The organism is Cyclobacterium sp. SOCE241 (genome assembly GCF_056867545.1).
Genome location: NZ_CP149779.1, coordinates 5,605,554 through 5,617,830, shown reverse-complemented (window position 1 = coordinate 5,617,830; position 12,277 = coordinate 5,605,554). Strand labels below are relative to the sequence as shown.

The window sequence follows — 12,277 nt, the reverse complement described above, 5'->3', positions numbered from 1 at the left end:
CTATTTGGTTACAGGCCATCAATCTGGGGCTAACAGAAAGCCTTGCCTTTGAACTGATATTCAATATTTTGCTTATTGTATTTTCGGTTTTACTCATCATTCTTTTTACACTAGAAGGACCAGTACCCCAAAGCTAATGATCCTATTTTATGTGGTCAATTTAGCAGCCATTTTGATAGATACGGTAATGACTGAGGATAACATTTCACTTGAAAACAGGGCCTTAATCCAAGCATTTGTAGGCGCAGCAATATGGATTCCTTATTTCTTTTTTTCAGAAAGAGTAAAATCAACTTTTTGTAAGACGAGAAGAAATATTGAACCTGAATCTAAAGAAACTTTGCCTCCAGCCCCAACTGAGGTAACATAAATAAGTTCTCTTACCGTTATCCCTTTCAATTTCACCATAGAGGTGCTATACTAAAATCTACAACAGACTGACTATCAGTTGCCTGCAACGCTTCTCGTAAACACGGGATAGGCTTCAACCTTTGACTATTGTCAGGGCGGAGAAATCCTATTAGATAATCCGAGTTAATTAACCAAGACCATTCCTTTTAGATCCCTCTCCCACCATTGCTATATTTTGTTATTGATAGAATATATTTTTTAAAGTATATTAAAGCCTCGTTTTCTTCCTTGAAATTCTTATTTCAAGGAAATAAAAAAGCAAAAGCATTTTTAAAAATACATCGATTTTAAAAGTCAACAACCAAAGCCTCCCATGAAAATTCAACGCCAGCCAATCAAAATAGTGCTTACACTTTGCTCCTTATTTTTCACGCTTGTTTTCGTAGCAAGTGCGCAAACTGACGAGCTTATTCATATTTGGCCTGGAAAAGTACCGGGAGAGACAACTGCCAAGAAGCCTGCTGTGATTACAGATAACAATAGTGGTGGAGTAACCCGTCTGACCGATGTCACCGACCCTACATTAAAGGTATTTTTACCGGATGAGAAAGTAAACAATGGAGCAGCTGTCATTGTCTGCCCCGGAGGTGGTTATAAGATTTTGGCCATCGATAAGGAGGGGTATGAGGTGGCCGAATGGTTGAATACTCTGGGGTATACAGCCTTTGTACTGGAATACCGCGTACCGCAAAAACAAGATGGAGCCTTAAATGATATTCAACGGTCAATCCGCATTGTTCGAAGTGGAGCAAACGAATGGAACTTAGACCCGAACAAAATTGGTGTAATCGGCTTCTCGGCAGGTGGAAGTTTGGCAGCACGAGCAGGTACACGGTACAAGGAGGAAACCTATATAGCTCAGGATGCTAAAGATAAAGTTTCATCAAAGCCTGATTTTGCCATGTTGATTTACCCTGCATACCTTGACAAAGGTGAAAATAGAAGCCTAACTCCTGAATTGAAAGTAGACGAAAACACTCCTCCCATGTTTCTTTTTTCTACAGCTGATGATGCACACGCCAACAGTGCACTGGTAATGGCCACAGCATTGAGGGATAATAAAATCCCTGTTGCCTTACACCTACTCCCCACAGGAGGACATGGCTATGGCTTAAGGACTGGCAATCCTGCAGGAGAAACTTGGCCGGCACTGGCCGAAACCTGGCTCAAAGCAACAGTAAAATAATCATATAAAAATATTCAATAAAGAGAAAAGTATAGCCATTGAAAAATGGCTTGTACAACAAGATTTCTCAATTCCACATTCATCAGCTGGTATAATGGCAAGTTATACCTGGATTTGGTTTGTGTTTCTTAAGAAGGTATTTACCTGCTTTTAAAAACAATTGACTATAAATCTTTGGAAAGCCAACTAAGCAAAGCTCGTTTAGAAGAAGTATTGGACATTAGCCAATCAGAGAAAGTTCTCCTCAATAATTTGCCACATTTTATTAACTTTTTAAAAATCAAGAAAATATTTTTTGGCTTTTGGCAAAACATTTGTGCCAATTATAAACAAAGAAATTGACCAAAAAGACATGATAATCGGTCGCTTTTTTTGGCAAATTCAAGGGAGAAATTTCATTTCTAACCTCCTCAATAGGTACGAGCAGTACTACAGTGAGACAGTACCCAGCAGGTACAAACTCTCCGGCCTTTTTTAAATCCTCCGAACAAAATTCAAACAGATTTATGGATAAATTTGCAACACTTGAGTTTTTTAATGCATTGCTATTGATTACCCTTTTCCTCTTTATTGCCTATGTGATGAAAGAGGCTTTTCTAAAAAACTGATAATTCCGGCTTCATTAATTGGAGGTGTGTTGGCATTGCTACTGGGACCGGACTTGCTGGGGCCCATTATCTCAGACATTAGCGGCCTAAGCACCCTACCCCAAGGATTATTACCTGAAGCTGCTGTAAGCATTTGGAAGGATTTTCCGGCTTATTTAATTGTAGTGGTTTTTGCCGGTTTATTTCTAGGTAAAAAAATTCCTGACTTCAAGACAATCCTAAATAAAAGCATGCCTAATCTATGTTTTGGCTATACTTTAGCCCTAGGTCAATACATTGTCGGTTTACTTATGTCCATCCTACTGCTTAAGCCAATCTTTGACATTGATGCTGTATCCGGTGCATTGATAGCGATCGGTTTTCAGGGAGGTCATGGTACTGTTGCCGGCTTAAAGAACACCTTCTCCGCCATCGACTTTGAACAGGGAGTTGACTTGGGACTTGGCATTGCCACCATTGGTTTGGTTTCAGCCATTATTTTTGGTACCATAATGTCCAATGTAAATAGCAAGGAAGAGTCTCATGATATGAAAATGTCTGAAAATGGAGAGCAAGATAACAACTTGGAAAAAGTAAAAAAGGTATCATTTCCATTGCAGATAGCCATAGTGGGGCTCACCATTATTTTGGGGTGGTTATGTTTAAAAGGGCTTTCCCTTGGAGAGATGGCAATATTTTCTCAAGAAGAGTCCAAAATAAATAAATTTATTCCGCTATTCCCGGTTGCCATGCTAGCCGGTTTAGGTGTGCAGGTATTGGCTGAGAAAGCAAAATTAACCGGCTATATCAGCAGAAAACACATCAATTATATCACCAACCTTTCGTTGGACCTGCTTATCGTGGCTGCCATAGGAAGCCTATCCATAACAGCCCTAACAGAAAATTTGGCCCCATTACTAATCCTTGGTGGAGCCGGTGTAGCCTATAATATTGCCATTTATTTTTTGATGGGGAAAATTTTCTTCCCCCAAGAATGGCGATTAAGGGCCTTAGGGAATTCGGTCAATCTACCGGCACCACAGCCATAGGACTAATTCTGATCAAAAGAGCGGGCAATAAAGCAGAGAAATACACCTCCACTTTTAGCTATAAACAACCCCTTTATGAACCTATTGTTGGCGGAGGAATTGTCACCGGCATTGCCCTTCCCTTAATCAGTAATGTGGGGGTTTATCCCTTTATCGGAGGTATGGCACTTTTATTAGGGGTTTTATTGCTGCTTTACTTTAAATTCTACCAATAGCCATCTAGCTTATTTTAGGTTAAAATTTACCTCTGTAACCATTGTCACCTCTTTAAAAAAGATGTCTTTATATCTTTGGAGTAGAAATAATGGAAAGCATGGTCAGAAAAAAATTAACAAAAATAAGAATCCCATTAATAATTGGACATTGGTGCTGATGATGTGCGCCTGGTTGGGATTGGCACCTTATTTTCCGGAACCCCATATTTGGGGCAAGCTCAAATGGATTGCCGGTGGTGCCCATGACATGAAATTAATCGATTGGGGAGATTTTTTTATGCATGGCTTCCCTTGGCTTTTATTGGGCCGCCTTGTTTTTCTTAAATTCAAGCCTAAGGTAGTAAAGGCTTGATAGGGTGGTTTGTAAGGTGTTTTTTAATGTCTACTGCGATAGAATTACCAGACCTGAGTGAAGCTGAAGGGGAAGGGATTTTGGATACGTTCACTTATTTCATCATGGTTTAGCAACCCAGCAGATTGTTTCGGTTATAGATAAAACACCTCTATATTTCGGAGTTTGTGACATTCGTTTATTATTTAACCAATATCTTCTGCGCTTATTTTTTTGGTTATATCCTTAATCACCTCATCCAATTCATGAGCAGATGTTGAGATCATTTCAATTATTTGATCCTTAGTCATTTCCTCATCATTATCATCAATAACTTCGAAAAGATTAATTAATCCCAAGATTCTTGCAAGAGGAGCCCGAATCACATGGGATTGAAGCCAAGCTATTTCTTTTAGCTTTTCGTTCTGGGTTTTAATTTTATCTAATTGTTCGCGTGAAGAAGTAACATCTAATGCTGATCCTATTGACCTAATTGGATTACCAGCTTCATCTCTTTGAATATAACAACGATCAATAAAATAAAAAAAACAACCCTTATCAGACAAAATCTTATATTCTGAATACCAATAGGATTCATTTTTATCAGTTAAAGATTTTTGAAAAGAGTCCCAAACCCTATTTCTTTCCTCAGCTATAATTTTACTAAACCACGAGTTAGCTTTATTAAAGTCTTCCTTATTATTAAATTCAGACATTGATTTCCCTCCATCACCTCTTGTTATTACACAGGTTTGGTGGTCAAGCTCCCAAATAATCTCGTTACTAGCTTTCATGGCCAACCTAAATCGCTCATTGCTAAGCGCCAATTCTTTTTCATATAGCTTACTCTCAGTAATGTCTTGTATGGTTCCTTCTATTCCGTAAGGTTGGCCTTGTTTATCTTTTAACAATCGAATTTCCTGATGAACCCATTTGATATTACCCTTCCCTGTCAATATACGGTGTTCAAAACTGTGAACGTTTTTATTCTTTATTAATCCAATCGGATCTTTTTCAATCAAGTGCTGGTCTTCAGGAAAAAAAGTTTGGGATATATTAAATTGGGTAGGAATAAAATCATGGGGAGAATAACCATAAATGCGATAGGTTTCTTCAGACCAAACAGAAAGATCAGAATCAAGACCCCTAAACCAATAGCCAAGTTTAGCAATTTTTTGTGCGGTTTTTAATTGCTTGTATGCCACTTTTAACTTTTCTTGTACCAATCTTTCATCTGTGATATCCTTAGCTACCGCTACAATAATTTTTGATTCTTGAATAACCGTACCACTCCATACCATCCATTTAATTTGGCTATCGGAAGTCACGAAACGGGCTTCATGCTTTGGATAAGATGCACGATGGTTAGGAGACTTATCAATTATGAAAGATTTAATTTTGGCTTGAGAATCAAGTTTATCATCCTTATAAATAAAATCATAAATTGGTCTAGACAGTAACTTATCTTTCTCATACCCCAACAAATTTTGAAAGGCTTTATTGTACTTTTGGATGTATCCATCAAAACCAATAATACAATGAGGGTCCGGAGTAATATTAAAAAAATTGCGGTATTCTACTTCCGTAATTTTTTGTTTTACAACCGAGCCAATTAGTTGAATAACTTCTTTAAGCAAATTATATTCATCTATAATTTTCTCTCCCTGTGTAGAGGAAAAACAAAGGATGCATCCAATAAACTCAGTGTTATATTCAATGGGAAATCCCATAGCGGATTTAAAGTTAGCGGGGTGGCGAACAAATTCCTTTTTGTTTGGTAAATCTTTCCACAATAAAGAGCTATTTTCTTTCCAAATATAGCCCGGAAGCCCTGAACCTAATGTAAAAGAGGTGAATTCTTTACCATATTCGTAAAACGAAGAATGTTTTTCTTTTTGAAAAGAATAAGAAATCAAGTCTAATCTAATTGCATCTTGAGAGACCAACCAAATCTCGCTAGAATCAATACCGTCCAAGGCGGTTAACTGGCGTATCGCCTGATTGAAACAGGTTGAGAGTTTTCCGGGTTTTCCAATTTCTTTGGCTAAGGAAGCTGCCAACCTTTCAATCCTTCTCTGCTTCACTTCTGCAGTAACTTCATGTGTATTGGCTACAATTCCATTAATAAATGGTGTATCTAAATGGTTTGTTAACTCCGTCCGAATCCATCGCCATTCTCCATTAGCATCCAAAAAGCGATAAGGCTCAATGGTTATATATTTAATTTTTGAAATTCTAGCCAGACTGTGTTTTAGACGAGGTTGATCTTTTTGGTGAATAAATTCAAATGCATTTTTACCAATAAATTCATAAGGATATACGCCTAAAACTGTTTTTGAGGTAGGTCCCACATAACTATAATTCCCGTTTTTATCAATGATCGCAATAAGATCTTTTCCATTTTCAATCAAAGATTTAAACCTCGCCTCTCTATAACTAAGCTCTTGAAATGCTTCAAGCTGCTTAATCACATGCCCCAAGTTGGATGTAAGCACCTGTATCAATTGAAACTCTTCTTCTGAAAATTCTCTCTCTTCAGTACAGTTATCAAAGCCAATAAAACCATAAAAAAAATCATTAACCCACAATGGAAGAACAAGAATGGATTTGATTTCCTGTTTCAATAGGAGGTCTTTCGTGATCGACTGAGGAAGGTCTTTAACTATGGCCTCAAAATTCTTTTTCTTTAGTAAAGGTTCCATAAATAAAGGAAGCTCAGAAAATGGAATGTTTTGAAGGTCCTGATTATCTAGCTGTGGTATGATATTTTCATTGCTCCATTCTAACCTCTGGGATGTGGTTTTATCCTTTAGGTTATTTTGAAAAAGTAGATACGATCAATCCCAATGGTTTCCCCAACGGTCTTAAAACAGGTATTTAAGGATTGAAGCCAGTCATTGGACTTCAAAAGTAATTGGCTTATAGTGCTAATCACTGTTAAATAATTCTTTTGAACCTCAATTTTTTGCTCTCTTTCATATCGGTCCGTCAGATCAATGGCTGTAATTATCTCAGCTTTTAATCCATTAAATGTAATATGATTACTTTTTATCTTTACGTAAATTATTCTACCATCCTTTTTTCTATGTCTATAAAGACCTTCGTTATATAACTCAGTACGTGTCCTTGCTTCTTTAACTGCTCTCTCGAGTCTTGGGATATCCTCCTGAGGACGAATGTCCTTAATCGTCATATTTAGGAATTCCCTCTCACTATAACCATAAGTACGAATGGCTTCCTTATTGACTGCAAGAAAACGAAATGATACCAAATCATAAATCCACATTGGAAAAGGAGCAAAGTCAAAAATGGATTGATCCATAGTTTTAAATTTTTTTTGTTATTATAGAAAAAAGATTCTGGTAAAACCATTAAATCAAGCATCTATTGATAATAATAACTTCTAAATTATTCCACAAAAATAGAACTTTATTAAGAACTTGTTTTTAAAAATATACCTTTTTATGAATTAGTAATACTTAAATGTAATTTTATTCACGAAGTTAACGTTAGAAATGGTGATTTTTCCTAATCGATATGCAAAAGAAAAAAAGGAAAGAGAAAAAAGAAAGATTGAACCTAACACAATTTTGGCCCCAATTGATCAGTCTGTATTGCATCTTTTAAATAAAGGGTACATCTGAATACGGCAATGCTCTGCAACAATTTCCCCTACTGATAGTAGTTTAAACCAACAAGCAACTGCCTTCAAGGTGATGAGGAAGGACATCATTCATACACCACTATTAAACCCAAAAAAATGGACTTAAATAGTCGTCTAAAATAGTAATGAGAGTCGGTTTGCATCCTTCCCTTACACAGCGATTGAGGAAGACCAGCTAACATATTTTAAACAATATGTCTTTGATTTCGGTCAAGGATTTTGCTACACACCTACAAGCAATCGGAGTGGCCCAGTAGGATAAACTATAGCCATATTTATCAGGGTCTTCCCGAGTGCCTAATACAGCTAAAACAATCACTTTCTTATTTTTTACAATAAAATGAATAGCATATGGAAAATGTTTTATCAGAGAAAATCGGATAGTGTTGTACCTGACCTGATAATGTAGTGGGTTACTAGTGATTAAACCCAGCTTTTTTCCAATCATCCAAAAATCGTATTCCTAAATCCTGCTGCTTTCCACATCTTTGAATGCTCGGACAGACATCCGGACCCTGAGCGGCGCCTAATGGGAAGGTATGCCGAATACGTTAACCTGAGGCTTGGCTCCGCTCAGCTGCCGGCAGACTACACCTTTGAGAACAGATTAATAGCAAACCATTACTAAAGATCGTATCCAAATGATTTCCATAAAGCTATCAGCTTTTGATAGAAAGGTGTAATTGCAAATTACACCTAGGTGAGGATAACTGCGAGCCTAAATTCCTCAAGATAGCCTAGCTTTTTTCCTACGCTTCTCATTAAAATCATCAACAACTTTTTGAAGGATTATTATGTTTTTATTTAAGTCCTCATCTGTATCATCCAATTGTTGCGCTTTTTTAAAAAGAACAATGAATGATTGTACATTTCCATCCTCTTCAAATAAAGCCAGCCGAATTTTTTGGGTATTCTAATTTTTTATTGGCCTGCTTCCCGATTTCATTTGCTTGTGCAGTACAGGTGAATCCCATCTCAAATAATGTGTCAAAATCGTATTCCTGTAATTTTACTGCATGCTTATAGTTTGAAATTGACTTCCTGAAAATTTCTATTATCTCTAGGAAGATTTCGTCATATTTTTCAGGTTGATCTATGAAATTATTGATGTCATTTTTAAGTAAGGTTGCTTGTTTACTGTACACAATTCCTAAATTATAATAAGCATCCACATTTTCAGGATTAATCTCAATTGCTTTTAAATAGTAGTTTTCTGCTTCATCATAATTTTCATTTGCTTGTTCAAGTACGCCAATATTAAAAAACAATACATCGTTGGCGTTAGCTGATTTTTCCCCTTCTTTGAGTAGTTCTAAAAAACGGTCATTATTATTGAGTTTATTATAAATATGTGCTTCAGATATTATTAAATCATAGTTGTTAGGGAAATCCACTCTAGCTTTTTGAATAAGCGATAGGGCTTTGTCAAAATCCCCGCTTTCAGACAGAACTTGAGATTGCGAAATCAATTTTTGAATTTCTATTTTTTCATTTTCAATAAGAGCGGCTTTTTTTCTTTTGCCAATTGTTCTTCAACAAAATCATCCGGATTTTTTCCGGTTAATTTTTTATCTCTTTTTAACCAATCTTTTACAAGGGCATTAGACGCTGAATTTTTAAATCCGTATTTTGAATTTAAGAATTTATACAAAGGCATTTTTCCTTTCCCTTGGTTCCATTAAATTCAATTTCATAATAATATATTTTTTCGTTTGTATTTTCCAAAAACAACTTCAATAGTCTGTCATCTTTTATGTACAATTGATCCCAAGCTAAATCTTTAACATAGTTTCTTCCAAAAAGCACACCCTTTAGCAATAACTTTTTGGTTTGATCATTGGCTGCTTTAAATAAATCAATGGCTTTCTTGTCATAATAGTCGCTGACATAATTTTGCCTTACGTAAAAAAATATTTCATAAAAAGGACCTAAAAATTTATTTGTTTCATTAGTGGCTAACATTATTCGAGCTCTTTCACTCTTCTCTTCGTCAACAAAATTTCTCCAAAATTTAAACAATCCATATCCTGTTGATCCATGAACATTATTGTTATGATAGCCCAAATCTGTAGACAAATCTCCTGCGAAATCAACCAGTTCATTTAAATTAGTATAATAAAACTCATTGATTAGCTCCATATTTTCAAGTTCCTTCTCATTTTTTAATAGCTGTGCGGTATTGTACGCTAATATTTTTCTTAGTCTATTTACTTGGTTGGAGAAAATTTCTGACTTTAAATTTTTATACCTTGCATCACCTTCCTTTTCAATAAGCCAGTTTAAATTATCAATGGCTAGGTTTTCATAACTTCGCAATGCTTTTTCCTTTACAAGAAAGGCTGCATAATCTGTTGCATACAAGGCTTCGCACTCCTTGTCTAAAGGGATTATTTCCTCAAGATATTCCCTTATGTTTTCATTTTTATAATTTACATTCCTAATCCTAGCTTGTTGAATATCGTTGGCAATACTTAAACCCACATTAACTATTTGAGTAGCTGCGGCTTCTAAATTTTGGGTATAAACTTGTTGTCTTTCTAAGGCGTTTTGGTAATGTGAATTGGCAGCATTTGTGCTACTTTGGTAGCTTGAGGAATTTGATTGAGAAGTTTCGTAGCCATTATTGTTGCTTACCGGTTGGTCGGAGTCAGTACTTGGAGTAGCTGATGCACTTTTATCATTCCTATCATTTTCACCCAAAGCATGCATTTTAACCAAATGGAAATTTACTGCATCAATATAAGTGAGGCGCATATTTTTAATAGAAAATGCATTGCTTAAAAAATCTCTTTAGCTCTCTCTCCACTTGGAAGGTTTCGCTTGGTGTGTTCTGCATGTATATGACCCTCGAATATGTTTAGCCAATCTCCTCCATAAGTCATATTTCCTTTACTATCGAAGCCTATTGATGTAATAAAATTACTGCCGTCATAAAGGTCAACCACAAATCTTGGGTATTGCACCCTAATCGCATTGTAGGCATCTTCTCCTAATTGCTGCCTTGCATATTGTTTGCCTTCGAAATAAACGGTATTCCCTTTTTCAATGGTATAAGAAATATTGACCCATGGCCTGTCATTTTTTAAATAATAATTGAGCTTTAAGTTTATTGTTGCATCACATCCATTTTTCCCATTTTCAGGCTTCCACCGAAAAGTAGTTTCAAAAATTTTGCCACTGGTATTTTGTGCAAATAGGAAAATATTTAAAAATGTAAATAGTAAAACTAAATAAGACTTATCAAATTTCATGGATCTGCTTTTTCTCTCATTAAATGCCTCAGGTAATATACTGAAATACTTTTAAAATAATATCGCCGTAAAGTACAATTTAATTAAGTAGAAAGGATAAATAACCATTAATTAAGCTTTTCCTTGGTTTGAATTTGAGGTGTAGGTCAAGTGTATTAGCTTTCGGAAAACTAGGTTGGTTGCCGGCAATTAAATAAAAACAAGCTGCCCGGTTTTATCCTTATTACTGCCCTTGCAAGAATCTCGAAAACATTTTACCTACTTTCCATTTAATCATAACCTAGTGTCGGCTTTAGTTGGCCATTGCAAATGGACATTTTAGAATAGTTTCCTAAATTTTATTTAGGTGGATAGAAAGGTGTAATTGCAAATTACACCTAGGAGGGGTTTTTATCTAAAGGATATACAAATGAATAATGTTGAATAATAAGAACAGCTTGGCTGCTCCTAAATCATACAATGGTAAAATTTGCAAACTTTTATTTACTAAGATGTGCTTTAATAAGCCATTGCAAATGGCTTTCAAAGGATGACGATTTCAAAGCAGATTAGCAATAAAAAGGTGTAGTGGATACTACACCCAAGTCGGGGGTCTCCTGCCAAAATACGGATCATAAGTTTTGAAGGCCGTTTCATAGAGCTGCGTGTTTTGTTTAGCCTCACCCCATTGTACAGGTAATCCTGTTGCGGTGTATTTAGGTCAGTATAGGCATTAAAGGATAAAACTGCTTTAACCATTGATTAATAAATACATAGACTGATATAATTTACCCGCTAATGCAAGTGTAAAAAGTGTAAATGCAAAGTAACCTACTATCCACCCATATGATTTTATATTAGGTTTTCCAACTCCTTCTTTAGAATATTCCTTTAAAATCGTCTTATATTTTTCATTTTTCATAAAAATAAAATAATTAATAAGTAAAGGCACAAGAAAAACAGTCACTAAAACGACTTTATTTGCTTTTCCTTCAAAAAACCAAAATATAAAGTATATAATTGAAAGTAAATTAACCCCTTGCATTGCGGAAATAACCCAATATGCTCCAGATGCAAGTTCTTCTATACCTTTATGTTTATCACTCCTTCTAGCACAAGATTGGAAAAATAACATCTTATAATAATAACTAACTTCTTCCATTACTTTATTCATTTTGAAATCTGGCTGAATTCACCATATATATCTAAACCAATTCGTATTGTAAAATAACCTGCAGCCCCTACTGTTATAGCAGTTCCTATTACAGGAGCTCCAACTGCAACACCAATTGCAGTAGCTGCTAAACCTAATACACCAACGCCAGTATCAGCAATAGCCCATTCTAAACTTCCACCGTTTGCTACATCAAGGGCGGAGATACCTAACCCAGCAAAGAAAAATGGCTTAGTCAATCCCTTGCCGATAATTTTCAAACCGTTTAGATACTTATTTGAATTTTTTATAGCGGTGGTTGCTCCGTAACGAGCACTGCCCAACGCTTTGGCACGCCTTAAAGTCTGTACTTCGTTTTGAGCAAGCCTATGATCAACATAAAGTTCCAGCCCCGAATGAGCCGTACCAAGTAAATATAAAGCCACTGAAA

At 35.8% G+C, this 12,277-nt stretch carries 13 protein-coding genes; 5 read left to right on the top strand and 8 right to left on the bottom strand.

The genetic code is table 11. From position 1 onward, the window contains the following. Positions 1-58 precede the first annotated feature (58 nt). From WG932_RS28570 to WG932_RS28550, 5 genes are all read left to right on the top strand, one after another. Positions 59-370, top strand: coding sequence for a DUF2569 domain-containing protein (locus WG932_RS28570; protein ID WP_483088737.1), 312 nt, complete (start codon positions 59-61; stop codon positions 368-370). Positions 371-724: 354 nt separating this feature from the next. After that, positions 725-1,597: an alpha/beta hydrolase gene (locus WG932_RS28565; RefSeq protein WP_483086174.1), complete on the top strand. Its 873-nt coding sequence runs from the start codon at positions 725-727 to the stop codon at positions 1,595-1,597. 637 nt (positions 1,598-2,234) lie between these two features. Continuing rightward, a complete protein-coding gene (locus tag WG932_RS28560; RefSeq protein WP_483086173.1) occupies positions 2,235-3,233 on the top strand; it encodes a sodium/glutamate symporter family protein in 999 nt (332 codons plus the stop codon). Then, a complete protein-coding gene (locus tag WG932_RS28555) occupies positions 3,179-3,448 on the top strand; it encodes a hypothetical protein (protein WP_483086172.1) in 270 nt (89 codons plus the stop codon). Before WG932_RS28560 ends, WG932_RS28555 begins: the two co-directional genes overlap by 55 nt. Before the next feature lie 61 nt (positions 3,449-3,509). Further along, positions 3,510-3,800 carry a hypothetical protein gene (locus tag WG932_RS28550; RefSeq protein WP_483086171.1) on the top strand — a complete coding sequence of 97 codons (291 nt, stop codon included), beginning with the start codon at positions 3,510-3,512 and terminating at the stop codon, positions 3,798-3,800. A gap of 185 nt (positions 3,801-3,985) precedes the next feature. On the opposite strand, the gene WG932_RS28545 is transcribed toward WG932_RS28550, so the two are convergent. The 8 genes from WG932_RS28545 to WG932_RS28510 form a co-directional block, all read right to left on the bottom strand. Continuing rightward, positions 3,986-6,481, bottom strand: a complete 2,496-nt coding sequence (locus WG932_RS28545; RefSeq protein WP_483086170.1) for a PAS domain-containing protein — start codon at positions 6,479-6,481, stop codon at positions 3,986-3,988. Positions 6,482-6,588: 107 nt separating this feature from the next. Next, positions 6,589-7,101, bottom strand: a complete 513-nt coding sequence (locus tag WG932_RS28540) for a PAS domain S-box protein (protein WP_483086169.1) — start codon at positions 7,099-7,101, stop codon at positions 6,589-6,591. Between the two features lie 1,223 nt (positions 7,102-8,324). Further along, on the bottom strand, positions 8,325-8,912 hold the full coding sequence (locus tag WG932_RS28535) for a tetratricopeptide repeat protein (RefSeq protein WP_483086168.1): 588 nt from the start codon (positions 8,910-8,912) through the stop codon (positions 8,325-8,327). An 11-nt stretch (positions 8,913-8,923) separates the two neighbouring features. Then, the gene (locus WG932_RS28530; protein WP_483086167.1) at positions 8,924-9,094 is read right to left on the bottom strand and encodes a hypothetical protein; all 171 of its coding nucleotides are present in this window, start codon (positions 9,092-9,094) and stop codon (positions 8,924-8,926) included. Beyond that, positions 9,079-10,197 (bottom strand): hypothetical protein, encoded by a 1,119-nt coding sequence (locus WG932_RS28525; protein WP_483086166.1) that lies wholly within the window; start codon positions 10,195-10,197, stop codon positions 9,079-9,081. The genes WG932_RS28530 and WG932_RS28525 overlap by 16 nt, the downstream gene beginning before the upstream one ends. Before the next feature lie 23 nt (positions 10,198-10,220). Beyond that, positions 10,221-10,694: a hypothetical protein gene (locus tag WG932_RS28520; protein WP_483086165.1), complete on the bottom strand. Its 474-nt coding sequence runs from the start codon at positions 10,692-10,694 to the stop codon at positions 10,221-10,223. A gap of 730 nt (positions 10,695-11,424) precedes the next feature. Further along, the gene (locus tag WG932_RS28515; protein WP_483086164.1) at positions 11,425-11,835 is read right to left on the bottom strand and encodes a hypothetical protein; all 411 of its coding nucleotides are present in this window, start codon (positions 11,833-11,835) and stop codon (positions 11,425-11,427) included. Positions 11,836-11,843: 8 nt separating this feature from the next. After that, positions 11,844-12,272, bottom strand: coding sequence for a hypothetical protein (locus tag WG932_RS28510; protein WP_483086163.1), 429 nt, complete (start codon positions 12,270-12,272; stop codon positions 11,844-11,846). Positions 12,273-12,277: the final 5 nt, after the last annotated feature.